The sequence below is a fragment of the Candidatus Planktophila sp. genome (assembly GCF_044348745.1).
In the GTDB taxonomy this organism is placed as follows: domain Bacteria; phylum Actinomycetota; class Actinomycetes; order Nanopelagicales; family Nanopelagicaceae; genus Planktophila.
The window spans coordinates 1-25,073 of the sequence record NZ_JBIKSG010000012.1; the positions used below are offsets into that span (position 1 = coordinate 1).

Below are 25,073 nucleotides of genomic sequence, written 5' to 3' on the forward strand. Positions count from 1 at the left end.
TTCTTCTGGCATGGCTGCCGTTAGTGCAGTGTTTTCTATTCTCCCAATTGGAGCACCAGTTGTTGCATCCAATCAGGGATATAGCGGAGTTATGGGATTGCTGAATCAATTTCATGCATCAGGACGGTTAGAAGTTCGCTTTGTTGAAATTACAAACACTGAAGAAGTAATCAATGCAATGAAGGGTGCAGCATTAGTCTGGCTGGAATCGCCAACAAATCCTTGCCTAGATGTTGCAGATCTTCCCGCATTGATAACAGCTGCGAAGAAACTAGGTATTGGTGTTGCCGTTGATAACACCTTTGCTACACCGCTGGTTCAAAAGCCGTTAGCAATGGGTGCCGACATCGTCATGCATTCGGTCACAAAGTTTCTGGCTGGCCACAGTGATGTTGTCCTGGGGTCACTATCAACTAACGATGAGGCACTCTTGGCCCGATTAGATCAAGCTCGCCGGTTTAACGGTTCTGTTCCAGGACCTTTCGAGGCATGGCTTGCACTACGGGGAATTAGAACATTTCCAATTCGCTTTAGGGCAGCAGAAGGCAATGCAAAGGAATTGGTTGCTCGCCTGAGCAAGCACTCAAAGGTGACCAAAGTTCGCTATCCAGGTTTTGGTGCGGTGATTTCATTTGAAGTGGATGGAACTGCAGAAGATGCAGAAAAAGTCTGTGAGTCATCCGATTTGATCACCCATGCAACCAGTCTTGGTGGGATTGAATCACTCTGGGAAAGGCGTCGCCGGTGGGCTCTTGAGAGTCCTTCTGTTCCTGAGCAATTGATTCGGCTCTCTGTCGGTTGTGAGCATGTTGATGATTTGTGGCAAGACATTGAGAAAGCTTTAAAGGTTCTGTAAAGAAATATTCAGAAAAAGAGAGTATTTTTATCCTATGTTCAAACTCTTTCGTCGAATATTCGCAGCAGCGACAGTGGCGATTTTGGCCTTCAAGGCGGTCGGTTCATTTCTTTCTTGGGTAGAGCAGCAAGAGGACTCAGTTGCCGATTCATGGGTCGACGAAGATGAATTTGAAGATGCCTGATTACGAATACATTCCTGGAAGTTGCAATATTGGGAAAGGTGAAATTCGCCGCAGGCAACTAGTTGCAGTAGTTGGTTTAATCGTTTCTGTAATGACTCTTTTTGTTTATGCTTTCTTTGATTCTCCAGCAGAATTTCACTTAGGAATCTTCTTTCCCCTATTTGTTGCCTCAATTGGCTTTGTGCAATCACGCAGCAAGTTTTGTCTGGCATATGGATTTGCTGGAACCTTTAACATTGGCAAGCTGGGGGACATAAAGAAAGTTACCAGCAAGGAAGATCGACAAGCTGACCGAGTGACAGCACTAAAAATTCTTGGTAAATCTTTTCTTCTGGCATCTCTAGCGACAGCGGTGGTCTTAGTACTACCCTTCTAAGTATGAAGATTCTAATTCATACACGGCACGCAGACTTAGCAGAAGATTTCAAATCAATCGCGGAAGAAAAACTCAGTAGCATGGAGCGATTTAGCGTAGTTATTGATCGCGTCGAAGTTGAGGTTCTTCACGAAGCAAATCCTCAACAGGGCAAGCATTCTCATAGAGTTGTACTTACTACTCATGGCTCAGGACCATTAATACGCGCAGAGGCAGCGGAGTTCAATGATTTGGCTGCTTTTGATACTGCTATTAAAGCTTTTGCACTTCAGATTCGAAAAATTCACGAACGCACCAAGGACTATGACCGTGAAACTCTACGAAAAATGAAATCAGATCTCTAAACGATTTCGCTTCCATCTTTGCGGGTTGCGGTAAGACTTGCGGTTGCTGTAACAATCAAGGTAAGAACAATTACTCCAAGGCTTGCTTCAATCGTGATGTGTGGAAGTGTTATCTCATGAATTCCGATGCCATGGAAAGCCTCAATAATCATCTTAAGGCCGATAAATGCCAGAATGAATGAGAGGCCCTTGGATAGAAAGACCAAGCGCTCCAATAGACCTTGTAACAAGAAATACAACTGTCGTAACCCCATGAGAGCAAAGATGTTTGCACACACAACTATGTATGGGTCACGGGTAATTCCAAAGATGGCTGGGATCGAATCAAGAGCAAAGATTAAATCTGTAAAGCCAAGTGAAATTAAGGCAATTGTGAAGGTCGATGCACCTTTTTTACGCAAGAAGGTGACCAGGCGATCCTCTTTCCATTCCTCATCGCCACCATGCTCGGTCAAGAGTCTGTATGCGGTAAAGATCAGGAAGGCTCCAAAAATAAAGAAGGCCCATGAGAATTTTTCAATAATCGCACTTCCGGCAGCAATGAAACCACCACGAAGTACTAGCGCGATGATAATTCCCAAGAGTAATACCAACTGTTGTTTAGTCTTTTCAACCTGAAGCCGACTTAAGATGATTACAAAAACAAAGATGTTGTCTACTGACAATGCATATTCTGTTAACCAACCTGCATAAAACTCTTTTTGTGCATTTGGATCTGTGGTCCAGTTGGGCAGGAAGTAACCAAAAACTAAGGCAGCGGTGACATAGACGATTGTCCAAATACCTGCTTCGGTCATCGTGGTTTCTTTATTGCGACGTAACACTGCAAGAATTAAGTCAAAGAGGATTACGGCAGACAAACCGCCAAGTGTGAGCAGCCAGATTGTCGTGGATTCCATGGCGTTATTGTGCCAGTTAGTGTTGAACCCACATCGTTGAAATTGGTGGAATTGTTATCTTTCCATCGCGACCATCAGGAACTCCCGCGCTCACGATCAACACTTTGCCTGTGATTTCAACCTCAAGGGGTGAATTCTCCAGATTCATGTATACGGACACATTTCCTCTCTGAAATGCCAGTAGAGAAGAACCCTTTTCACCATGATGAGGGCTCTCTAGCCACTCTATTTCTCCTGTATTTACTAAATGTTCAGCACGTAAATTGAGTGCATTTCGATACAAGTTCAGTGAGCTTTTTGGTTCTGAAGATTGCTTATCAATTGTTGAATCCTTCCAACTATCTTGCATTGGTAACCAAGGAGTTCCAGATGTAAATCCAAATGGAGCTTTGTCACCATTCCAAGGCAATGGAACTCGCGCACCATCTCGTCCCTTTTGCAGACCTTCTGTGCGGAAATAGATTGGATCCTGTCGGGATTCATCTGGGATGAGGCCATCTGGCAGTCCAAGTTCTTGACCCGCATAGACATAGGTTGAACCAGGTAAAGCAAAGACAAAGAGCGAAAGTGCTCGTGATTCTTGCTCACCAACCCGTGATGCAACTCGAGGTGAATCGTGATTGCTCAATGCCCAGGTAGGTAATGCATCCACCGTATTCATCAAATCAATAGAGCGACTAATGACATCGTAAAGATGTACTGAATTAAAGGGAGCATCTAAAAGGTCAAAGTTAAAGACTTGATGCAACTCATCTGGGCGCACATAGCGGGTGGAATTAACTGGTGGATGAACCCATGCTTCTGCAACAGCCATCACCTCGCGATCACCATAGGAATTAAAGAGATTGCGCCACTCACGATAGATCTCATGAACCCCTTGGCGATCAAAAAATGGCACTGTTGGCAACAAGGCATATCGTCTTTCAGGATCCATTGGCATATCCAGACGCAATGCATCACTTAAGCCTTGTGGATCCGGATGATCTTTAAGAACATCCTCTTTAACTAAACCATGTGCAACGTCAATTCGAAAACCATCAACACCAATGTCTAGCCAAAAGCGCAATGTCTTTTCAAAATCTTCAGCTACTTCAGGATTTTCCCAATTGAGATCGGGCTGTGAAGAATCAAATAAATGCAAGTAGAACTGACCATCTTCAACTTGTGTCCATGTTGGTCCGCCAAATAGTGAAATCCAGTTATTAGGCAAAGAACCGTCTGGATTTGCATCATAGAAGTGAAAACGTGAACGTTCCACCGAGCCACGTCCAGCCTTTAATGCCTCCTGGAACCACACGTGTTGATCTGAAAAATGATTGGGGACCACATCTACCAAGACACGTAAATCCAAGGAATGTGCAACTTCAATCATTTTTATTGCATCTGCTAAATCTCCAAAACGTGGATCCACATCACGAGGATCAGCAACGTCATAGCCACCATCTTTATTTGGTGAGGTGTAAAAAGGGCTAAGCCAAATTGCATCTACTCCTAATGACTTCACATATTCAAGCTTTGAAGTTATCCCAGGAAGATCACCTTCGCCATCGCCATTACTATCAAAAAATGACCGAGGATAGATCTGATAGATGGTTGCTTCTTTCCACCATGGAGAAGATTTCATGATGGAAGGCTACGGAATGGGTAATTCTGTGACAATGTAAAAAGCGTGTAACGAGCACCGAAAGGTTGCACTTTTATAACGTTTTTTGTGGTGGGCTCAGTAGCACAGGCAGGCTCGGCTCATTAATCACGTAATGCTTAAACGATACACTTGCGAAATTATGCAACTGTCAAAAGAGGATGCCTTAATTCAGGCAAGTTCTAGAATTTTAGATACCTCTACTTTTGTTCGAGCAGTCTTGTCTGGTCGCCGTCGCAATATGCAGGTCGAGTATGAGCGTATAGATGTTCGACTAGTTGAGATCAAAGGTGTTTTAAACCTACAGTTGATGCAAAATGATGGACGCGCAACGACTACAAAGAATCTTTTACCCAATCAGGTTGCAGTCGATGAGCTATTAGATAGCGGATACGCAAACATAACGGTCGAATCAACAAACGAGGCTTATTCTGTGCGCATTACTAAAAGTGGTGATGCTCAAGTGCACACAGAAAAGCGTGATGCTGAGCAAAACTTGTCACATGATAAAAAGAAGAATCGATTACTAGATGCTGGTGATCCATTTCTGCACGAGGTTGGTATTGCAGATGCCAAAGGCGTCATCAAGCCCTCCAGACAGGATAAATACAAGCAAGTAGAAGAGTTCCTTCGCTTACTTTCACCCACACTTAACTCGGCAATTGAAGCTGGCCAAATTCATAAACCAACTACAGAAAACCCCTTGCGAATTACAGATCTGGGTTGTGGACATGCCTATTTAACTTTTGCAGCACACCAATACCTTATGAAATCCGGAATCCCAGTCGTAGTCACAGGAATTGATATCCGTGAAGAATCTAGAGATCGCAATAATGCCATCGCCCAAAAGCTAGGTATTTCAAAGACAATACATTTCAAGGCAGAGGAAATATCAAAAACAACATCAGATACGGCAGATGTAGCTATCGCCCTGCACGCTTGTGACACTGCAACAGATGATGCAATTGCTTGGGCAATTAATGGCCAAGCAAAACTATTGTTCATTGCTCCTTGTTGCCATCACGATATTCAAAAGCAAATCGATAGAGCACCAGAACCTTGGGGTGCAATTACTAAATTTGGGTTGATGAAAGAGCGCCTTGGTGATCTTTTGACCGATTCATTACGAGCGCAGTTATTGAGAATAGTTGGATATCGAGTTGAAATTATTGAGTTTGTTGGGGGAGAGCACACCCCGCGAAATTTGATGATTCGTGCAGTTAAGACAGATGCAAAGCCAGAGAAGTCAGAGATCGATAGATATCTAGAAATTACAGCGCAATGGGGCATTACTCCGGCCTTGGAGCAGAAACTTCCAACACTTAACATCCGTTAGACTTGCTGCATGTCTAAGGTCCTTGCCTCCCTCCCAGTTGGAGAAAAAGTAGGTATTGCTTTTTCTGGTGGACTGGATACCTCAGTTGCTGTTGCATGGATGCGCGAGAAGGGGGCAGTCCCTTGCACATACACAGCAGATCTTGGTCAATATGACGAGCCAGATATTGATTCAGTACCAGGTCGTGCCAAGGAATATGGCGCAGAGATTTCACGTCTTGTTGATTGCAAGGGTGCACTTGTTGAAGAAGGAATTGCTGCTATTGCTTGCGGTGCGTTTCATATTCGCTCCGGCGGAAAGCAGTATTTCAACACAACACCCCTTGGTCGTGCGGTAACAGGAACAATGCTTGTTCGTGCCATGCATTTAGATTCAGTTGAAATCTGGGGAGATGGTTCAACATATAAAGGAAACGACATTGAGCGTTTCTATCGCTATGGACTACTTGCAAATCCAAACTTACGTATTTATAAGCCATGGCTAGATCAGGATTTTGTCACCGAACTAGGTGGACGTAAGGAAATGTCTGAATGGTTAGTCACACATGGTCTTCCATATCGAGACAGTACTGAAAAAGCCTATTCAACAGATGCAAATATTTTGGGTGCAACCCATGAAGCAAAGAGCTTAGAAAACCTAGACACTTCAGTTGAGCTAGTGCAACCAATCATGGGTGTTCGCTTTTGGGATCCTGCGGTAAAGATTGACACAGAAGATGTGACTATTTCATTTGTGCAAGGTCGCCCTGCTTCTATCAACGGAAAGTCCTTTGATGACATTGTTGATTTAATGAAGGAAGCAAATGCAGTAGGCGGGCGCCACGGACTTGGAATGGCAGATCAAATTGAGAACCGCATAATTGAGGCTAAGAGTCGTGGAATTTATGAAGCACCAGGAATGGCGCTGCTTTTCATTGCATACGAGCGCTTAATTAGTGCAATCCACAACGAAGACACAATTGCTAACTACCACGCAGAGGGTCGCCGTCTTGGCCGCCTTCTCTATGAGGGCCGATGGTTTGACCCACAGGCGTTAATGCTCCGTGAATCTTTAATGCGCTGGGTCGCATCTGTCGTCACTGGTGAGGTGACCATTCGAATGCGCCGTGGTGATGATTATTCAATTATTAACACGACTGGCCCAGGACTTAGCTATCACCCTGAGAAGCTTTCAATGGAACGAACAGAAAATGCTGCCTTTGGGCCAGTAGATCGCATCGGTCAATTAACCATGCGTAATCTTGATATTGAGGACACTCGCGCTAAATTAGAGTTGTATCGGGCACAAGGTCAGATTGGTGAGGGGGAGTTAAAATTAATAAGCGAAATAGAGTAAAGAAGAGGAAAAAAATGCCAAGAAAGACCCTGATAAAAGTATTTGCAGCTTTGGCGGTACTAGCAATTGCATTTGCATCATTTACAGCTCTAGGAGGGAAAGACAGAGTGCCAACAGAATTAACCGCAGATCAAATCAAGCAGTTGGTTGCTGAAAAAATCGTACCAACTGGCATAGAAGGCCCTGCACCTACAGAGTTGAAGTCAGAAGACATCGTTATCGGAAATGGAACCGAAATTCTTCCAACATCGACGCTCACAGTTCATTACACATTGATGCAGTGGTCTACTGGGGAAATACTTGAATCATCGTGGACCAGTGGAGAGCCTGCAACATTCCCACTAAATGGCGTAATCACAGGATGGCAGCAAGGATTACCGGGGGCAAAAGTTGGTGGTAGCCGTCTTCTAGTTATCCCTCCTTCAGTAGGTTATGGCCCTGTAGCTGGTCACCCTCTTCAAGCAGAAACATTGATATTTGTTGTAGACATCATCGTTGTTTCTTAATTAGCCTTAAGCAAAACCCCATTGGCCACCACTGGTCAGTGGGGTTTTGTGTTTGTTAACCATTCGTTTGCTTAGGAGTTGTACTCTGCGGACATGAAGAAGGTAATCGGGGAGTTCCTAGGAACGGCAACCCTTGTAGCAATTGTCGTTGGCTCAGGAATTATGGCAACTAATCTCTCTGAAGATATTGGTGTGCAACTGCTGATCAACACCATTTCAACAGTATTTGGGCTGGCAGTGTTAATCCAAGTCTTAGGGCCAATTAGCGGCGCAAACTTTAATCCAGTTGTAACGATGGTCGATTTGATTCAAAAGCGCACGAACTTTGTAACCTTTATTCAGTATGTGTTCGCTCAAACCGCTGGCGCTATTGCAGGTGCCGTTTTGGCAAATGCCATGTTTAGCCATCCTCTTTATGAAATCTCCACAAAGGTTCGTAGTGGTGGAAACCAATACTTAGGTGAAATAGTCGCAACTGCTGGTTTGATCTTGATTATTAATCTCATGATCCACCAAGAAAAGACGGGCCTGATCCCGGTCATTGTTGCTTCATGGATTGGCAGTGCTTACTTCTTCACAAGTTCAACATCCTTTGCAAATCCTGCTGTGACTGTCGGTCGTATTTTCTCTGACTCTTTTGCAGGTATAGCACCTGGATGCGTTTCTAAATTTATCGCTGCTCAAATTCTCGGTGCCATAATTGGCCTGGGCCTAACGAAGGTGCTTACTCATGACAAGTAAACCAACAGTTCTCTTCGTCTGCGTCCACAATGCGGGCCGTTCACAGATGGCAGCAGGTTTCATGCGCGAGCTTGGCCAAGGCCGGGTAGAAGTTCTTTCTGCAGGAAGTGCGCCAAAGGATTCAATCAATCCGATCGCAGTTGAAGCGATGGCTGAAGTTGGAATTGATATTGCAAACAACACTCCAAAAGTCTTAACAACTGAAGCGGTTCAAGAATCAGATGCTGTGATCACTATGGGGTGCGGAGATGTGTGCCCGTTCTACCCAGGTAAGCGCTATGAAGATTGGGTCCTAGATGATCCTGCAGGACAAGGCATTGAGCCTGTGCGCGTGATTCGAGATGAAATTAAAAAGCGAGTAGAGCAACTGCTTGCTGAACTTTTAGCTTAATCCTTCTGCTCTAAATACATAGCCACAGAGTTAATGCACCAACGCTCATCAGTTGGAACGTCATAGCCTTCACCCTTAAATACATGGCCAAGGTGTGAATCACAGGCTGCGCAACGGACCTCTGTGCGAATACGAGGAGCAAGTGAGCGATCCTCAATCAATGTGACCGCATCATCTGCAGTTGGTGAATAAAAAGAAGGCCATCCGCAACCGCTATGAAACTTTGTCTCACTTTTAAATAGTTCAGCGTTACACGCCTTGCAGCGATAGGAGCCGACTAACTCAGTGTCGGTGTATTCGCCAGTGAAAGGACGTTCGGTTGCAGCGTTACGTAAAACGTCATAGGCGAGATCTCCAACTCGAGCCTTGAGGGCTGCTTCATCGATAGTCACTTTTTCCATGTCAAAACCTTAGGGCAGGGACCCCTAGTTTGCAGAATTTGCGCGTAACAGCCTCATTTAATCGGCCATTCAAAGTAATTTCTCAGCAATAATTTGCTTGGGATTCACCCAGTGCCATGTATCTTTTTTCCTAGACATCTATGTCAAAGTTTGGGGGACAGAAATGAACAAAGTAATGAAGAGCGGTGCAGTAATTACTGCAGCAATAGCAATCTCACTTGCGGGTGTATCAGGATCATTTGCAGCGGAGCCAACAACTTCGACTGTTAAGAAGGTTGCACTTACACCAGAGCAGAAGGCTGCTATTGAAGCGGCAAAAGCACAATTCAAAGCTGGACGCGAAGCACGTCAAGCAGCCATTGCAACTGCCAAGGCAAGCATCGCAGCAGCAAAGGTCACTTTTGATGCAGCTAAGGCAGCTGCAACTACTAAAGAAGAACGCCAGGCTGCTCGTGAAGCATTTAAGGCAAGTGTTGCAGCAGCGTTAGCAGCGATTCCCGCAAAGCTTACAAAGCCAGTACGTCCTTAATACATAAGAAATATTTGTAAGGATCGACTTAAGGGTCGCGCCAGATTCAAAATTGCTAGTTTCTAGTTATTGAGAATCGCGGTTGCGGCCCTTAAGTCTTTTTCAAAGACCATTATTTGTGGTCCATCAAGGGTTTGAGTCAGTGTTGCCTTGATGTTTGAATCAACAAGTTTTTGCAACGCCATCTGGGCCTCGATGTAATTGCTGGGGGTTGGCAAAGGACTTAGTAATCCGTATTGATCCTTTTTCCCTGCCTTAATGGGAGTCACGATCATTTTCCTATTCGATGAAAAACCCCACTTTAAAACAAGAATCAAAATGGCAAGGCCAACGAATCCGCCGAAGGATTGCAAGAACAGCGCGTTGTTTACTCCACCTAACATGCCAGAAGTGTAAATCCTAACTTGGTATATCGCATGGCCAATTGCACCTGCATGTAATTCGCACCTGCCAAAAGGTATTGAGATCTATTTTGCATTCCCTGCTAATTTTTGCCAGGTAACAGGAGAGTGCCTCTTGATAGATCTGAAATCGGAGAGTTTAATGTCAGTTCTAAATGAAGTATTAGATGCAAACAAGAAGTATGTCGAACGCTTTGGGGAAAAAGGGAAGTTGGCTTTACCACCAGCTCGCCAATTTGCAGTTCTTACCTGCATGGATGCACGTCTAGATCCAGCAAAGTATGCCGGACTATCCGAAGGCGATGCGCACGTTATTCGTAACGCTGGTGCTCGCGCCTCAGATGATGCAATTCGTTCACTAGTGATCTCCTACAAACTACTTGGAACTAAAGAATGGTTTGTAATCCACCACAGCAATTGCGGCATGGAGTTTTTCACAGACGAAATCATGCGAGGACTACTTTCGAAGAGTCTTGAAACTGCAGCTCTTGGAGAAGAAGGTTTCTATGATGTCGGTAAAGGTCCAGGATCAACTGAAGCGGCATACATTGACTGGCTGACTATTGCTGATCGTAATAAGGCAGTTGTAGAAGATGTTGAGCGCATTCGTCGCCACCCACTGGTTCCGAAGAACATTCCTATTCATGGCTTTGTCTATGAAGTTGAAACAGGAAAGCTACTTGAGGTTCCAGGAGCAAAAGAAGCAGGCGCAGCTAAGTAGCAAGCATTAATAAAAGACACCCTTGCCGCAAGATTAGCAAGGGTGTCTTTTGTATTGTTGTGAAGTAATCTCACCACATGGATGTTGTCACTGTGCTTTAATTCATTATTCGAAAAGGAGAGATAATTTAAAATATTCAAATTAAAAGCGATGTCTATATTTGCATCAGTACTTGTGCTTACTTCAGTAGTGACTGGCTGTTCAAACAATCAAGCTAAGTGCGATGCTATTGGGAGTTCTACTTCTTGGACAATATCGGAAAGCGATTGGTACCTTTCAAACTGCCGTTAGTAATAATACGAAGAGTCTTGAGACATAAGCAGAAGTATGGCAATTGCAAAAATTCCACAAATTGCTAAAGCGATCCACCAACCTGCTGAAATCTCATTGTTGGGCTGGGGAGTTTGAGAAACAGATGTGATGAGGGGTCTTGTTTTTAAACTCCAGTTATTGCCATCCCAATATCTTTCACATTCATTACCATCGGGATCTCTATACCAACCGGCAGGTACTGCTGATTGCACAATAACTCCGTTCTATGTGTAAATAAACTCAGCCACGACAACTAAAGTTATCGTGGCTGAGTTCAATTATCTATGACTTTGCAGAAGAAACTGAAACGCCAATCACTGCGAATACTCCGAATAGAAGTCCCAAAACTGTCCAAAGTCCGACATTGAGGTTCTTCTTCTTTGCCTGGCTGTAGCAGAATGCTGCACAAGCGACCCATACGAGCAGAACTAGTATTTCCATAGTTTGATGCCTTTCGTTGTTTGGTTAGTATCCTGAGCTAAACAGTGCCGCCACAACAATTAAAACCACAATAACAACCAAGAGAGTCTTCTCTGAGGAATCAAATCCTGGATTGTTGGGCTTTACCTGTGGAGGTGGTCTGTTCGGAAGGATCGAAACTGGTCGAGTTTGCTCTGTCCAGTCTTGGCCATCCCAAAAGCGCTCACAGTTGAGACCCGATGGATCTGGGTACCAACCGCTAGGTATTTGAGAATTCATGGTCTTCCTCCTGTGACTAGTGTTACACGAAGGCTCTCAGATTGGGAAGCACCACGCTCAGATTTCCAAAACATGACCACTAGCATTGAAGTCGTGACGCAGAACTCTCGCAGGGTATTTCTCGCACTCGCCGGCGCTCTGATGCTCGGTGCAATTGTTCAAAGAACTGAACTCTTGAGCAAGAAGGAAGCATCACCGAGTCCGAAGCCAAAAAGCCCATCGCCTACGCCGACCGAACCAAAAGCGATTTCATCTCCAACGCCGACTTCGAGCAAACAAACTGCTTCGCCAACACCCACTAAGAGTCCAACCGAAGCTGCTACTCCTCAACCAACACAAACTGCAGTCCTTGAGGGCGTAGTCATTGCAAAGAGTGCAGAGCTGACTCTGCGTCAAACAAAAGTATTTAAACTAAAGGATTCATTCGGTATTTCAACTAGCTATTCACTTACTCGCACTTCTCGCGGCGTTGTTGCTTTTGATACCAGATGCACTCATGCAGGAGCACCCTGTGTTTTGAGTGAATCACTATTGCAATGTCCGGCACATGGATCAGCATTTAACCCTGAAGATGGGGCAGTAGTGCGTGGACCAGCTGTCGAACCACTCAAAAGTTATCGCACGCAAGAAGTTAATGGAGAGATAAGAATTATTATTTCTTGATTTTATAACCCGTTGGACACTTCGGATTAGTTCCGGTCACTCTGATTGTTTTGCCATTTTTAACACAGGTGATGGTCTTCTTATTACTTTTTGTAGTTGGAGACGCAGTTGCAACTGGAGAACTTGAATTACTTGGCTTGGCAGTTGGAGTCGGTGAAGGAGTTGCCTCAACAGTGTTTGTTGGCGTTGGAGTACCTGATGCGACCGGTGCTGCTATTGGTAATTTATCTGGATCATAAGCAACATTTCCAAGTGCGGTCTGAACTCTGGTTGGAAAATTCTCTGGAAGTGGAGTTTCAGAAAGATGCTTCATAACTGAGAGCACTTCTGGTCTGAAGTTTGGAAATACTTGCGCAGCACCTTCTGCGGTAATGCCAGCACGACGTGTGAGAATTTCTGATAGCAGGCTTCGGTAGTCTGCAGTAACAACTAGATCACCATCTTTGAGTTGCTTATTATCTAAACCAGGGAATCTTCCATGAATCTTTCCACCGTTTACACCACCACCTGCAACAAAGGTGCTTGAACCCCAACCATGGTCTGTTCCAGCTGATTGATTCTGACTAACTCTTCTTCCAAATTCAGTGACTGTTACAACAGTTACTCTGGACCAGAGAACGCCAAGATCTTCTCTGAATGCAGAAATAGATCCAGCAAGGTCTGCCAAATATGAGGTGAGCCAACCATCATCAAGAGTTCCCATATTGGCGTGCATATCCCAGTCACCTTGGAATTCAATATCGACCGCGCGCACGCCAATGCCTGCCTTTAACAACGCCGCCACATCTCTAAATCGATTACCTGTTCCGGTATTTGGATAAGTGACAACACTTTTCTGTGCACTAGCCATAGCAATTTGATCTAACGCTGCAATAGTTGATTTTGCTTGAGTCGCCCAAATATTTGTCCATCGGCCATGCGTTTCGTCGATAAAGCCAGCTAAGTCCTCTGCCTTGTATCCAAAAACGGAATCCAATCTAAAGTTATTAATGGATTCAACATTTACTGGTGCTGCTTTGCCACCAATAAGTTGTCGCGTGGTTGACCCAATTCCAACAGATTGCACCGCAGAGCCGTTGCCAGCCACATCTAAGAAGCGGGCAATCCACCCGCTGCGCTTATCTTTTTCACCATAAGCGGCATAGGCAACATCTGAAATTTCATCAAAGTGACTGCGTGAATGTGTTGGTGCGCCGAGCGTATTTACAATGGCGAGCTCTTTAGCCTCCCACAACGGCATAAACTTTTTAAGAGCAGGATGCAGACCAAACTCGCGATCCAGCGGCAACAAACTTGAATTAGGAATGAAGATCTCGCCTCGAACTTTTCGCATCAAGTTTTCATCTGTTGGAACAACGGCGCTTAAGGAATCAAATCCTCCACGAAGCACGAGAGTAACGACCACATCAGGAACTTCGTTAGTGGTGGCGGCAAAGGTGTATCTAATTCCACTTGCAGAAAGGACTGTCATTCCACCAAATAGAGCTGCACCGCGCAGGAACTGCCTACGAGAAAACCCTTCTCGTCCCTCAGGGCAATTCTTTATTGCATCATCAGGAATCATCTCAGGCTCCAAACTGGCAATTGAAATATCAGTCGTGCAATCAGGCCAGTGATATCACGGTAGTAATTATTCATGTCAGGATTTGGACCAAAAGCTTTGGTAACCGCATTTCTTACCGCAGCACGATCTGCGCTCCCTAACTCCTTAAACAGGATTAATTGAGCAACCTGATCTATTTGCCGATCTAGGTTCGTCTCTCGAGTCGCTAATAACGAATCCAAAGCAGGTTGGTTCCAAGTATTTCCTTGAAGGAAATGTCCATAAACATTCCAACGCAGTACTTGATGGTTTGCATTTACCCAGCTGGCTGCAACATCTGGATAGCCATCAGGAAATGGCCAGGATAAAGGAGCATGCCCCATACGTTTAAGTTCATCGGGCACGACTGCAGGATATGAAAACTCTTTGGTCATACCTTTCCACTTTTGCACTCTTGTGAAATTAGGAAAGACATTGAGTGTTCGAGCAACAGAAACATAATCCTCACCCGGGCGCTTCAATTTCTTACCCACAGCATTTTTGAAATCAGGGTGTTGATAGACAGCCTTTAAAACAGCCTTAATATCCCCATTACTTGCGGTGTAGGAAGCTGCAATATCGCTGATGAATTTTTGTGAGGGCACATCTTCAACAAAGCGACGGCCAAGTTTTAGAGCAATAGCTTTTGCTGTCTCAGGGTGGGCCGCCAAATACTTAAGAAGTGACTGGATTGCAGGGAGAACTTGATCAAGAGTTGTAACTGTTTGCTGCCAACCCATAATTTTGAAAGTGCCATAGTTTTGACGCTCTCCATGCAACATGGTCGAAAAGGGCGAAACATCTTTGAAGGTGGTGCCCCAAGGACGTGTTCTTGGGCCTCTTTGGTACCAGCGCTCAGGCCACTTCACCCGCAAACCTGAAAACAACTTTGCCGCGTTAATAATGTCTGATTGGGTATAGCCAGATTTTGGGGTCACTGTATAAAGTTCTAGTAATTCACGCCCAAAATTTTCATTAGGTTGCTCTTTAGTACTTAACTCACCATCTAAATAAACAATCATCGCTGGATGCAGCGCTGAAGCTTGTAATAAATCTTCGAATCTTCCTAAAGCGTGTTGGCGAATTACTCGCTTATTCCAATCGTTGGTATGCCAATCGAGATTGCCGTCTTTAGTCTCATCTCCAAGTGTTGTAATGTTCAAATGGTCGTGCCAGAACTCGACCATTATTTCAAAGATCTGTCGCTCAGAATGAGTTTGCTGAATTAGGGTGTAGAGATGTAGAACTCTGCCGGACAAATGATTTATGTAAAATATCTGACCTTTAGCCATATCTCCTTCAGATTCAGCCAAAGGCCACAAGTAATTCATATCTTTGTGGATGTAATTGAAAATATCCCACTTTGCTAGGTAGCTCTCTACCTTAGTATCCGTTAACGCTAGATGATCTAGTTGTTTATCAAACCACGCATCTGCGCCAATCTTGGTAACTTCTGCGACTGAATCCTTTGTTGGCCCATATGTAAATCTATGGAGCAAATGAATAGTGGGGTCACTCGATGGTGATGTTGTACCAGCGCCCCAACTAGATTCCATAAGGCTAGGTTACAGCGGGCCTTTCCCAATAAGAAGGTTTATGGGTAATTCAGGGTCAATCATGCGTGAGCATGTGTCGATCATGACTAGGCAGAAGTTAGTTTTTGGGTAGGGAAAGAAGAATTCACTGCTCTGTCGCCCCATTTAAATACTTTTCCCATTACCATTTTGGAGTGCAGGGAAGCAGGCGAGTTAGCAGAGTTTTGTTGATGGCACTTGCCCTCACCCTGGTTCCGGTTACTTCTTTTTCAGCACAAAAAGTAACCCCAGGAAGTACTTGCAAAGCATTGAATCAAAAAGTGATTTATGCCAGCAAAACCTATACCTGTATCAAGTCTGGGAAGAAGTTGATATGGAATAAAGGGATCGCCTTGAAACCAAAACCAACACCAACTCCCACCCCAACTCGCACACCAACTCCCACACCAACTCCCACACCAACTCCCACACCAACTCCCACACCAACTCCCACACCAACTCCCACACCAACTCCCACACCAACTCCCACCCTTGCACCCTTGACCTTTTACGAGAGATTTAAGAAAACAGGATCGAATGGTTTGAAAATGTTTGATGAGTGGCGATCAAATCCAGCTACCGGAAAGCCAGAGAGTAAAATTGAATATTGGTTTGGAAGTTCTGTGCCGCAAGAGATTGTTATCGGATCAAAGCGCAAGTTAGATAATGCAGTTTTGCAGTGGGAAAGATTCCATAAAGTAACTCGCACGAAAATCTACCTAGATCTTGCTTTGAAAGATCAAATAATCGAGAAGTGTCAAGTGATGGCTCCACGTTCAGCATCTTTCACAATAGATTGGTGTCGAAGTCAAGCAGAGAGTCAACTAAGTTATTTCATCTACCAAGCAGCAGCCTATGAAAGCGAAGGAAGCTGGCGTCCGATTTTGGCACCAATGCTTTCACCCGCTGCTTCCGTGACGCATTCATACGTCCTTCTGGAACCAATGATTTTCTCGACAGATAGTTTTTTCCCAAGAATAGAACATGAGTGGTTTCATCAAATTCAGTTTGACCTTTCTGGAAACCACTACATCCGCGAGAATCCAGTCTGGTTTATGGAGGGCGCTGCGGAGTATTTCGGACTGATAATGGCAGCAATGGATGAGCCCGAGTACTTCGTTCGCCATCGCGCGCAAAGTTGGTTCCCTGGTGGTGGCGATAACAGGAATGCAAAGATGACAAAAGAAAGCTTCGCAGCTTGGATTTCCAAGAACACAGTTCCTCGCCTCACTTACAACGACTGGTCTGATAACTTGCCAACTGATGGCACTCCTTATAAATACGGCGCAGTCCTAACTGAATGGCTGGTAGGAAAAATCGGCTTTAAAGGTGTAGTAGATCTAATGAGAGATATTGAAAGTCTTGGCTGGAAAAACTCCTTTACGAAGCATCTAGGAAAACCTCAGGAGGCTTTCCTAGATGAAATGGCAGAATATCTTTACAATGAATACCAAATCGCTCAGGAGAATGGTTCTTGGCTCAGCTTGCCTAGATGTAAATCTCTTGACCCCAATCGCTTCCTACCTGAGGCCAACAAGGGAGTTTGCTTTTCGGGGTAGAAATGACTGTACAAGATCCCACCTAGTTTGATCTTCCCGCTACCCTTTCAGAATGCGAATTAAGGGAAGTTTTGCCAGAGGGTTATTTTTTCTCCTTGCGGTTACATTAATTCCAACAGCAGCAGTTTCTGCTCAGAAGGTAACTCCAGGGTCGATCTGCAAGGTTTATAAGCAGAAGGTTACCTATCAAAACAAGGTTTACTCATGTGTCAAATCTGGTAAGAAGTTGATATGGAATAAAGGCATCGCCTTGAAACCAAAACCGACTCCCACACCAACCCCAACCGCAACCCCAACACAAGAAGTTGCATACCCGGGGGTGTTAGATATTGAACGCAATTTATATCTAAAGATGGATGCGATCGTTAAGGAATGGACTCCCTATCTTTCAGCACTTGATAACAACAAGGTGAAAGTAATTAGCGAGAATCCATCACATCTTCGCAATGAAGAAAATCGCCTAAGTGCGGAAGTGTCTTTTGAAATCTTAGGGAAGATGTTGCCAAGAATGGTTTCTCCAACGTATTACATGTATGAAACGACGGAGTGGTCCGATAAACAAATGGCGGCAACCTGTCCAAACTTGGTGGGTCAAGCAAGTACGAGTGCCGGTGCACAAGTTGGATGCGGCAAGCTAGTTATCTCTAATCTAAATGGCTGGATGAATAAGGTTGCCGGTGTAGATGGTTCATGGTTTGAATCAGCACATGAGACATTCCACATTGCTGAATTTGTTGCTGCTCTTGTCGGAACCGACCCTAATAATTCACTCTTTTATCCATACCATCCCTCCTGGTATCGAGAGGGAAGTGCCTCAACCTTTGGTGGCTTAGTCAGATCGCTAATGAGTAAAGGTAAATACAACTACGGAGATTTAAACCGTTTTGAGAAATCGCCTGTGTCCTATAGTGATTGCAATAAAGCGTGGACTTATTGGCAGCAGACCAATAATGCCACTGGGTTTTCAGAACTTGGGCAATGTGAATACGGCCTTGGTCGCAGAATGACAGATTATCTTGTTGCCTGGCATGGCGGCGTTGAGGCAATCCTTAAAAATTATCAATATGTTGCACAAGGAAAGACCTTTGAAGAAGCCTTCAAATTGGCTCACGGCATAGCACTTAAGGATTTCTTTGTAGAAGTTAAGCCATTTCTAGCAAATCAAGGATTTGTAATTCCTTAAACAACGGTCGCCAGTTTACGGAGACAAAATCCGCAATACCCAATGGACACAGAATCAGGGATTGCGTGGCCAGTACTCGGGATTTGCTTTGAACCAAATCCCCAATTTTTCGGAGGCATTTTTCCCATATAACTCTGCCCCGCGGACAAAAGCCTCAAACTCTATTCCGTATTGGTATTTCAATGACACTGCAAGTCGTTTTTGTTCGAACTCCTCTGGTTTGTTTGGGTCCCAGACAACCTCACTATCTACCTTTGTCTGTTGTTTAGCTAGATTTACAAGTGATCCAATATCACCTGTGGTTGCAACTAGATACTCACTCCACAAGTAACCGGAATAGTAAGCACCACAATTATTTTTTTGCCCGGTGTTTCTTATGTAGTCAGTGAGCTTGAGGGAATCACTGGAGAAAATACACGCACCGTAGGTAGCGATATATGTTCTAATTTTTGAAAAAGGCAGCTTATAGATATATGCCTGCCCCATCATTGCAGCAAAGTTTGCACCGCCTTCATTTAGCCAATACGAATTATAGAAACCCTTCATATTGGCAAATTTCACAGTGGCCTCACCCTGCATCCAATGCACCATCTCGTGAACAAATCCAAAAGAAACTAAAATTTTGTCAGGATTTTTGGAGAAGTCCCGCTTGCTGTTACTTCCGCCTCCTTCTAAATATCCATCAATGCTTATAAAAATTACCCCTGATTCCAGACCGCAAAATCCACCAGAGCCATATCCCGGAACACCCATAACAGGATCTGTACACCAAGTTCCGGCAGGCATCTTTGGAGTTAGCCAATCGCGGGTTCCAACATATGCCTTGATTGGTTTAGAAAATTCGATTCCTAAGATTCCAGCGACTAGTAGAGCACTGTCCAAACTTTCCCTTGCAATTTCCCCCAAGATTGCAACTTCCTTTCCGGGGCCAATTTGTAAGTCAATGGTCACTTTGGCTGGCTTTGCATCCTTGAATGCGCTAGAGACCAAGGAATCCAGTTTTTCGATTTCTGGCGATTGCGGAAGAGAAGCTGAGGTTGGTTTTGCAGTAGGGGTTGGAGTTACAGTCGCCTTGATAGCAACTCCTTTATTCCACACCAACTTAGTACCCGACTTAACACAGGTGAATTTTTTTCCGCCAGAAATAGAAGTTGCCCCAGCTTTTACACATTTTGAACCTGCCTTAACCGCGGCAAATGCGGAGGATCCAGCAAACAAGAGTGACCAGATGATGATTGGTGCAACAAGCCGAAGGTCTTTGCGCATGTCTAAATTTAAGCCATGGAGGGGCTCTTATTCAATGACCAAAAGCAAAGATGATTAGTTCAAGCAAGAGATCGCCATATCGATTCTCTCGGACTTACGCTTGCGAGTAAGTTGTGGGGGCTTCGAATCCCCAACTATCCCTCGTGTCTATGGCGACTTGTTTAGTTGAAAAAATCTACAATTAAATATGACAAAAAAATGCATATGCAGCAAGCCAGTCCCAAATTTTGATGGCACTTGTGTAACCTGCAGTAAATTGCTGGATTGGGACAACACGCAGTTAGTTGAATCTCAATTAGAAAATACGATAGCGGAGGAGGATGTTCCCGCTCCTGCAGTTCCAAAAATTTCAGCTAGGCCAACGCAAAAGATTGATTTACCCACTCAGCTTGGGAATGCAGCAAATGAGGTTGTTCGATTTTCAAAGATATTCAAATCTATTGGTGACACTTTAAATATTTTGAACTACATTTTTATAGGAATCATGATTCTTGCTCTGATCCTGGTTGCTGCATCGGGTACTTCATCAGGCATGGTTTTCTTTGCTGGGATACTTCTAATTCTGCTTGTTTGGGTGATTTCGTGGATTCAAACTGCGCTACTTCGTGGACTTGCATCATTTTTCTTAATGCGAGGACTTCGTGAGTTGAAAGATTTGCAGGCTAGGTAATTCATACTCACCAAGTTATCGCCTTAAAATGAAGGACTGCTCAGGCGCACTCACCTGAATAAGTGGTTGGTGAGGGACTAGAACCTGCCATTGTCTGGGTTATATTGAACTATGAAAAGATTATCCATCATTGCAACAGCTTTAATTGTTCTTGTAGTTGCTGGTTATGGTGTCTTCAGTTTGCAGGGCGATGACCTTGCAATAACAGAGGGTTCATTTCTTGCTGGAGGTGACCGTTCAACTTCTGTCGATCTCCCTACTGGATATAACGCAAATAATCCTGCTCCGCTATTGCTAGACCTACATGGCTTTATGGGCGATGGCTTAAGTCAACAACGTTTTTCAAGACTCAGCAATGTCGCACGTGAGAACGGCTTTGTCTATGCCGCCCCGGATGGTTTGCGCAACTCAAATGGAGATCAATTCTGGAATGCCTCGCGTGCTTGCTGCAATTTTGATCGCACCGATATTGATGATGCTGCGTTCCTTAAGTCTCTAATTGATGAGATTTCTGAAAAGGTTGCCATCGATCCCAAACGTATTTACATTTTCGGTCATTCAAATGGCGCTTTTATGAGTTATAAGTTTGCCTGCACCTACCCCAATACCGTGGCGGCCATAGTTGGTGTGGCAGGCGCAATGGACGTGGCGGGTAATGACTGCGCCATTTCATCGCCGGTCAGCGTTCTAGAAATACATGGCACTGCAGATTCGGTGATCCGATTTACCGGGGGTGCGATCGTTGGCAATTCCTACACATCAGTTGAACAAACTCTTGATATCTGGCACAAACTCGATAAATGTTCTGGAGCTCCTATGGCCAAGGAAAATATCGATATCGACGAAAGTATTGATGGCGCTGAAACAAAAGTATTTGAAAGTACCTGCACTAACTCAACTGTTACGAGCTGGCAGATTGTTGATGGACTGCATGGACCTGCATTTAGTTCGACTTTCCCCAAAGCAATAATTGAGTGGCTCTTAGCTAACCCGAAGCAATAGTAAGAAGAGAAATGACCACTCAAGATCTCAAAAAAATAGAGTTTCCCACTACCCTTTTGGAGTGCGAATCAGTCGGAGTAATCTCTTAACATCACTCACTCTTGTGGTTGGGCTGATGCTAAACAATTCTTCTCTGGCTCATTCAGTCGAATTTGGACAAGATGCAACCGGTGATCCGAATGCGGTCAAAGTTAGAGGTGGCTCTGGATTTTTGTATTCTGAAAGAATCATTATCACTGTTGGGCACGTAATTGGTGACGAAATTAATCAGGGCATTGCCTATTGGGAACGAGAAGGTGTCATCTACCGACCAGGTATCGTGACCATAGCAGGGGAAAAACAATATAAAGTTAAAAAAGTACTTGTCCCCAGTACATATGTTTACCCAGATTATGCAAACAACATCATCATTGATGACCTCGCAATTATTATTCTGAGTGAAGATATCCCAGTCACTAAGAAGGCTGTGCTTGCAACAGAAGAGCAAATGCAACGTTTCGCAAAAGAGAAGTCAAAAGTTGAGTTGGTTGGTTATGGAATTACTCATGGCAGTCAAAGAAATAGACCATATGAAGAAATGATGAACAGGCCGCCAAATAAACTAACAGGCACCTTATTGTCACCTGAAGCGGTGCTTCAGTTCTACGGACGATATCCAAATGTGGATTGGCAAAAAATCAATAAACCAGGAGTTTATGGAATAGTTCAACATCGTGAACTACAGCAAAGTCATATTTGCGATGGAGATTCTGGTTCTGTATTTTTCGTTGAAGAAGATAATGTTCGATATGTACTTGGCACGACAGGACTGGGATTAGTTAACAACAATTGTCCGCCACCAGAAAGATGGTATGGGTTTCCCTCGATGAGTTGGATCGACCCTAACTCTAAGTTGCGAGATTTACTGAAAACTGCTGAGGCGATAGTCGCGGAAGACAGAAAAAGAGAATCTGCTGCTGCAGAAGCAAAGGCTGCAGCAGATCTCATAGCCTTGCAAGAAGCAGAAGCGGCAGCAAAAGCGGCATTGGAGTTAAAGGCTAAACAAGAGGCAGAAGCTAAAGCAATTGCAGATAAATTGGCAGCGGCTAAAGCAGCCGCGCTTAAGAAAACAACAATCACATGCATAAAAGGTAAGTCAGTAAAGAAAGTAACGGCAGTTAAACCAGTTTGCCCAAAGGGTTATAAAAAGAAATGAAACGACTTTCATTTCTACTCTGCATCACAGTATTCAGCTTGATACCACTTACCGCTGTTTCTGCTCCAAAGGTGACTCCTGGCAGTACCTGCAAAGTTTTGAACCAAAAAGTTGTTTATCAGAGTAAGACGTACACCTGCATTAAATCTGGCAAGAAGTTAGTTTGGAACAAAGGTGTTGCCGTCAAAAAGCCAACACCAACACCCACGCCAACTCAATCCTCTTCACCAACACCCACGCCAACAAACGTAGGTCGAGCAAAACAGAGAACTTCTCCTGTTTCTTATCTACCGCCCTCAATTCCAAGCGGGAGAGTTGATGATTGCATGATAAGGGAAGTTTCAAGTCAGACAGGAAGCGGTGCTAGGTCTGGCTTCCCAAGGATCGATCCACCTTTATATGCAAATTCAGGCACGATTAAGTGGGCTTTGGTACCGATTGACTTTAGTGATTTACCAGGTGAAGCAGACTTTTTGATTAGAGTTCAAGAGCAAATGGAACTGACTTCTGCATGGATTGAGATGGTTACCGACGGGAAAGTAAAAGTAATTTGGCAAGTTCAAAAAGATTGGATTCGATTACCAGGAGTTTCCAAAGATTATGAAATCGCCCTTTCAGGAACTGTTCAAAAGCCTGAGATTGCCAAGTTATGGAATACCTTCATCTTTGAGAGTGACAAAGTTGTTGATTATCGCGACGTTCAGGCAGTTCACTTTATATTACCTAAAGGTCAAACTGTTTTAGGAGAGGCAGTAAAGGGTTATGCATGGGACTCAGCTGTAAGGGACTACACAACAAATGAGGGAAGTAAATTTGGCTTCTTTACAGTTCCAGGCGTCTTCTACGATCGCTCAGACTTAGGAAGAACTTACTGGTCGTACTGGGTAAAGGAATACACGCGAGGCTTAGGTGCTGGAGTAATTGGTGCACAACGAGTTTCTTCAAGTTTCCAAACTTATGATATCCAAGGCAGTACTGATGGAGAGAGAGAACTTACTGCTTGGTTCCGCTTCCTACTTGGATGGTTACCAGATGAAAAAATCTACTGCCAACAAGCGTCAAACATCAGCACCGTAGATATAACCCTTGTACCTTTGCCTGAGATTTCAAAGAGCGGAATAAAAATGGTAGTCATTCCGCTACCAGATTCAAAAGCAATTGTTATTGAGTCGCGGCGGGAAACAAAATTTGCATGTCTTACACCTACTGAACGCAATGGGGTACTTGTCTATCTTTATGATGCAAAGCTTGGAAGTACAGAGGAGTTTTTTACCGCGATAGTTCCTTCGGGAAGGAGTCTGGAGAGATATTCCTGTGCTGCAGTGCCAAGCATTGATCCACTTTTGCATGAAGGAGATTCTGTTACCTACGGGGGAGTGACTATTCAACTTTTACTTCATGGCGAATATGACCGAATAAGAATCTCTCGCTAAGACCGCAACAGTTTAGATATTAGATACAAAGCTCCGGCATTTAAATCCACAATTCAAGGGCCTGAATCACATCCAAGGTTTGGACATAGAAGTCGAATTGACTTACCTAAGCGGGTGGCCAGGACTCATTTAAAACGATTGCTTATTGAACAGCCTTAACTAACTGCTCGCTCAGCCATTTACGCAGGTTGTAAGCATCATCAACCATGAAACCATGTCCAAAGAATCCATGAATCGTCCCTGGATACTCCTTGATGGTTACAGGTACTCCGGCTTTTTCAAGAGCAACTGCATAGTTAGCACCATCATCTCGCAAGACATCGTGCTCGGCTAAGCCGATGATTGCTGGCGCAACATTTTCAAAGGTAGTTGCTCGAGCAGGAATGGCATATTTATTGTTCATGTGCGCTTCAGGAACATATGCTTTCCAACACCACTGCATCCCCACGCTTTCTAATCCAAAACCGGTTTCATGCTCAAGGTATGATTTTGATTGAAAATTAGTATCAAGGCATGGATAGATAAGCATTTGGTAGGCCAACTTCACATCACCAGTATCTGCCGCCTTCAATGCAACCGCTGCAGCTAAATTACCTCCAGCGCTATCGCCTCCCACGCCAATCTTTGTTGGATCAATTCCAAAACGATTAGCATTTTTTGCAACCCAAAGCAGACCTGCATAGCAATCATCAAATGGAGTTGGAAATGGATGTTCTGGAGCTTTTTGGTAATTGATACCAATCACTACAAAGCCAGTCTCTGCTGCGATGTTAGACATCTGTGGGGCATATCGAAGTGTCCAGCTAAATACCCAACCGCCGCCATGGAAATAAACAAGAGCTGGCGCATTTGGTTTAAGATTTTTAGGACGATAAATCACGGCATGTAGATCAGCAGTGGGTGAAGTGAAATAAGTGTGTTCGGTGTGCACATCATTAGACACAGGACCTGCGAACATGAGGTAATCAGCAACATCTGCTCGGCGCTCTTCTAAAGTTGCATCAGCCGGTATAGGATTGTTGGCGGCGACATAATCGAGGTAAGCCTTGGTCTGAGGATGAATTGTCATGGTCAACAGGGTATTACAGCCTGAGAGCATTTAAGGTTTTGATTTATAACTCGGGCTTACTCTCGTAAGTGGGTGGCGAGGGACTCGAACCCCCGACCCCAGAATTGAGCGCACGAACCCCCATAAGACTTGATTCTCCCATTACCCTTTTGGAATGCGAATCAAGGGGAGCCTTACCAAAGGACTCTTAGTTGCCCTCACTCT

At 44.3% G+C, this 25,073-nt stretch carries 29 protein-coding genes; 18 read left to right on the top strand and 11 right to left on the bottom strand.

Annotated features, from left to right (window positions below):
* The 4 genes from AC9UH7_RS03340 to hpf form a co-directional block, all read left to right on the top strand.
* On the top strand, nt 1-856 hold an 856-nt coding region (locus tag AC9UH7_RS03340), incomplete at its 5' end, for a trans-sulfuration enzyme family protein (protein WP_509595043.1).
* Between the two features lie 34 nt (nt 857-890).
* Nucleotides 891-1,040: a hypothetical protein gene (locus AC9UH7_RS03345; protein ID WP_509595046.1), complete on the top strand. Its 150-nt coding sequence runs from the start codon at nt 891-893 to the stop codon at nt 1,038-1,040.
* The gene (locus tag AC9UH7_RS03350; RefSeq protein WP_509595049.1) at nt 1,021-1,416 is read left to right on the top strand and encodes a hypothetical protein; all 396 of its coding nucleotides are present in this window, start codon (nt 1,021-1,023) and stop codon (nt 1,414-1,416) included. The genes AC9UH7_RS03345 and AC9UH7_RS03350 overlap by 20 nt, the downstream gene beginning before the upstream one ends.
* Before the next feature lie 2 nt (nt 1,417-1,418).
* The gene (gene hpf, locus AC9UH7_RS03355) at nt 1,419-1,760 is read left to right on the top strand and encodes a ribosome hibernation-promoting factor, HPF/YfiA family (RefSeq protein WP_509595052.1); all 342 of its coding nucleotides are present in this window, start codon (nt 1,419-1,421) and stop codon (nt 1,758-1,760) included.
* Here the strand turns inward: hpf and AC9UH7_RS03360 are convergent.
* Nucleotides 1,757-2,659 carry a TerC family protein gene (locus AC9UH7_RS03360; protein WP_509595055.1) on the bottom strand — a complete coding sequence of 301 codons (903 nt, stop codon included), beginning with the start codon at nt 2,657-2,659 and terminating at the stop codon, nt 1,757-1,759. The genes hpf and AC9UH7_RS03360 overlap by 4 nt on opposite strands.
* Nucleotides 2,660-2,675: 16 nt before the next feature.
* Entirely contained in the window at nt 2,676-4,283 is a 1,608-nt protein-coding gene (locus AC9UH7_RS03365; RefSeq protein WP_509595058.1) for a glycoside hydrolase family 13 protein, read from the bottom strand.
* A gap of 160 nt (nt 4,284-4,443) precedes the next feature.
* Here AC9UH7_RS03365 and AC9UH7_RS03370 point away from each other — a divergent pair, with 160 nt between their 5' ends.
* The 5 genes from AC9UH7_RS03370 (at nt 4,444) to AC9UH7_RS03390 (ending at nt 8,610) form a co-directional block, all read left to right on the top strand.
* Nucleotides 4,444-5,637, top strand: coding sequence for a class I SAM-dependent methyltransferase (locus AC9UH7_RS03370; RefSeq protein WP_509595061.1), 1,194 nt, complete (start codon nt 4,444-4,446; stop codon nt 5,635-5,637).
* Nucleotides 5,638-5,646: 9 nt separating this feature from the next.
* Nucleotides 5,647-6,972, top strand: coding sequence for an argininosuccinate synthase (gene argG, locus AC9UH7_RS03375; RefSeq protein WP_509595064.1), 1,326 nt, complete (start codon nt 5,647-5,649; stop codon nt 6,970-6,972).
* Nucleotides 6,973-6,986: 14 nt separating this feature from the next.
* Nucleotides 6,987-7,478: an FKBP-type peptidyl-prolyl cis-trans isomerase gene (locus tag AC9UH7_RS03380; RefSeq protein ID WP_509595067.1), complete on the top strand. Its 492-nt coding sequence runs from the start codon at nt 6,987-6,989 to the stop codon at nt 7,476-7,478.
* Between the two features lie 93 nt (nt 7,479-7,571).
* Entirely contained in the window at nt 7,572-8,219 is a 648-nt protein-coding gene (locus AC9UH7_RS03385; protein WP_509595069.1) for an aquaporin, read from the top strand.
* Nucleotides 8,209-8,610 carry an arsenate reductase ArsC gene (locus tag AC9UH7_RS03390; RefSeq protein ID WP_509595071.1) on the top strand — a complete coding sequence of 134 codons (402 nt, stop codon included), beginning with the start codon at nt 8,209-8,211 and terminating at the stop codon, nt 8,608-8,610. The genes AC9UH7_RS03385 and AC9UH7_RS03390 overlap by 11 nt, the downstream gene beginning before the upstream one ends.
* On the opposite strand, the gene msrB is transcribed toward AC9UH7_RS03390, so the two are convergent.
* Nucleotides 8,607-9,011 carry a peptide-methionine (R)-S-oxide reductase MsrB gene (gene msrB / locus AC9UH7_RS03395; RefSeq protein WP_509595073.1) on the bottom strand — a complete coding sequence of 135 codons (405 nt, stop codon included), beginning with the start codon at nt 9,009-9,011 and terminating at the stop codon, nt 8,607-8,609. The genes AC9UH7_RS03390 and msrB overlap by 4 nt on opposite strands.
* Nucleotides 9,012-9,174: 163 nt before the next feature.
* On the opposite strand from msrB, the gene AC9UH7_RS03400 reads away from it, so the two are divergent.
* Nucleotides 9,175-9,540, top strand: coding sequence for a hypothetical protein (locus tag AC9UH7_RS03400; RefSeq protein WP_509595076.1), 366 nt, complete (start codon nt 9,175-9,177; stop codon nt 9,538-9,540).
* A 62-nt stretch (nt 9,541-9,602) separates the two neighbouring features.
* Here the strand turns inward: AC9UH7_RS03400 and AC9UH7_RS03405 are convergent, their stop codons facing one another.
* Nucleotides 9,603-9,923, bottom strand: coding sequence for a hypothetical protein (locus AC9UH7_RS03405; RefSeq protein ID WP_509595079.1), 321 nt, complete (start codon nt 9,921-9,923; stop codon nt 9,603-9,605).
* Nucleotides 9,924-10,083: 160 nt separating this feature from the next.
* Here AC9UH7_RS03405 and AC9UH7_RS03410 point away from each other — a divergent pair, with 160 nt between their 5' ends.
* Complete coding sequence (locus AC9UH7_RS03410) at nt 10,084-10,662, top strand: beta-class carbonic anhydrase (RefSeq protein WP_509595082.1); 579 nt, start codon at nt 10,084-10,086, stop codon at nt 10,660-10,662.
* 287 nt (nt 10,663-10,949) lie between these two features.
* Here AC9UH7_RS03410 and AC9UH7_RS03415 read toward each other — a convergent pair whose 3' ends face one another.
* From AC9UH7_RS03415 to AC9UH7_RS03425, 3 genes are all read right to left on the bottom strand, one after another.
* Complete coding sequence (locus AC9UH7_RS03415) at nt 10,950-11,186, bottom strand: DUF2510 domain-containing protein (RefSeq protein ID WP_509595085.1); 237 nt, start codon at nt 11,184-11,186, stop codon at nt 10,950-10,952.
* Between the two features lie 70 nt (nt 11,187-11,256).
* The gene (locus tag AC9UH7_RS03420) at nt 11,257-11,415 is read right to left on the bottom strand and encodes a hypothetical protein (RefSeq protein ID WP_509595088.1); all 159 of its coding nucleotides are present in this window, start codon (nt 11,413-11,415) and stop codon (nt 11,257-11,259) included.
* A 24-nt stretch (nt 11,416-11,439) separates the two neighbouring features.
* Nucleotides 11,440-11,673: a DUF2510 domain-containing protein gene (locus tag AC9UH7_RS03425; protein WP_509595090.1), complete on the bottom strand. Its 234-nt coding sequence runs from the start codon at nt 11,671-11,673 to the stop codon at nt 11,440-11,442.
* 93 nt (nt 11,674-11,766) lie between these two features.
* On the opposite strand from AC9UH7_RS03425, the gene AC9UH7_RS03430 reads away from it, so the two are divergent.
* Complete coding sequence (locus AC9UH7_RS03430; protein WP_509595092.1) at nt 11,767-12,336, top strand: Rieske (2Fe-2S) protein; 570 nt, start codon at nt 11,767-11,769, stop codon at nt 12,334-12,336.
* Here AC9UH7_RS03430 and AC9UH7_RS03435 read toward each other — a convergent pair.
* Nucleotides 12,326-13,900: a DUF1501 domain-containing protein gene (locus tag AC9UH7_RS03435; protein WP_509595093.1), complete on the bottom strand. Its 1,575-nt coding sequence runs from the start codon at nt 13,898-13,900 to the stop codon at nt 12,326-12,328. The two genes, AC9UH7_RS03430 and AC9UH7_RS03435, sit on opposite strands and share 11 nt — an antisense overlap.
* Entirely contained in the window at nt 13,897-15,474 is a 1,578-nt protein-coding gene (locus tag AC9UH7_RS03440) for a DUF1800 domain-containing protein (RefSeq protein ID WP_509595096.1), read from the bottom strand. Before AC9UH7_RS03440 ends, AC9UH7_RS03435 begins: the two co-directional genes overlap by 4 nt.
* A gap of 209 nt (nt 15,475-15,683) precedes the next feature.
* On the opposite strand from AC9UH7_RS03440, the gene AC9UH7_RS03445 reads away from it, so the two are divergent.
* A complete protein-coding gene (locus tag AC9UH7_RS03445; RefSeq protein ID WP_509595098.1) occupies nt 15,684-17,051 on the top strand; it encodes a hypothetical protein in 1,368 nt (455 codons plus the stop codon).
* Between the two features lie 52 nt (nt 17,052-17,103).
* A complete protein-coding gene (locus AC9UH7_RS03450; RefSeq protein WP_509595101.1) occupies nt 17,104-18,234 on the top strand; it encodes a hypothetical protein in 1,131 nt (376 codons plus the stop codon).
* 54 nt (nt 18,235-18,288) lie between these two features.
* Here the strand turns inward: AC9UH7_RS03450 and AC9UH7_RS03455 are convergent, their stop codons facing one another.
* Entirely contained in the window at nt 18,289-19,500 is a 1,212-nt protein-coding gene (locus AC9UH7_RS03455) for a hypothetical protein (protein ID WP_509595104.1), read from the bottom strand.
* Nucleotides 19,501-19,687: 187 nt separating this feature from the next.
* On the opposite strand from AC9UH7_RS03455, the gene AC9UH7_RS03460 reads away from it, so the two are divergent.
* The 4 genes from AC9UH7_RS03460 to AC9UH7_RS03475 all read left to right on the top strand — a co-directional run bounded on the left by AC9UH7_RS03460 (nt 19,688) and on the right by AC9UH7_RS03475 (nt 23,800).
* Nucleotides 19,688-20,170, top strand: a complete 483-nt coding sequence (locus AC9UH7_RS03460) for a hypothetical protein (RefSeq protein WP_509595106.1) — start codon at nt 19,688-19,690, stop codon at nt 20,168-20,170.
* A gap of 111 nt (nt 20,171-20,281) precedes the next feature.
* Nucleotides 20,282-21,172, top strand: a complete 891-nt coding sequence (locus AC9UH7_RS03465; protein WP_509595109.1) for a CE1 family esterase — start codon at nt 20,282-20,284, stop codon at nt 21,170-21,172.
* Between the two features lie 61 nt (nt 21,173-21,233).
* Complete coding sequence (locus tag AC9UH7_RS03470) at nt 21,234-22,367, top strand: trypsin-like serine protease (protein ID WP_509595111.1); 1,134 nt, start codon at nt 21,234-21,236, stop codon at nt 22,365-22,367.
* Nucleotides 22,364-23,800 (top strand): hypothetical protein, encoded by a 1,437-nt coding sequence (locus AC9UH7_RS03475; RefSeq protein WP_509595113.1) that lies wholly within the window; start codon nt 22,364-22,366, stop codon nt 23,798-23,800. Before AC9UH7_RS03470 ends, AC9UH7_RS03475 begins: the two co-directional genes overlap by 4 nt.
* 142 nt (nt 23,801-23,942) lie before the next feature.
* Here the strand turns inward: AC9UH7_RS03475 and AC9UH7_RS03480 are convergent, their stop codons facing one another.
* Entirely contained in the window at nt 23,943-24,869 is a 927-nt protein-coding gene (locus AC9UH7_RS03480; RefSeq protein ID WP_509595116.1) for an alpha/beta hydrolase, read from the bottom strand.
* Nucleotides 24,870-25,073: the final 204 nt, after the last annotated feature.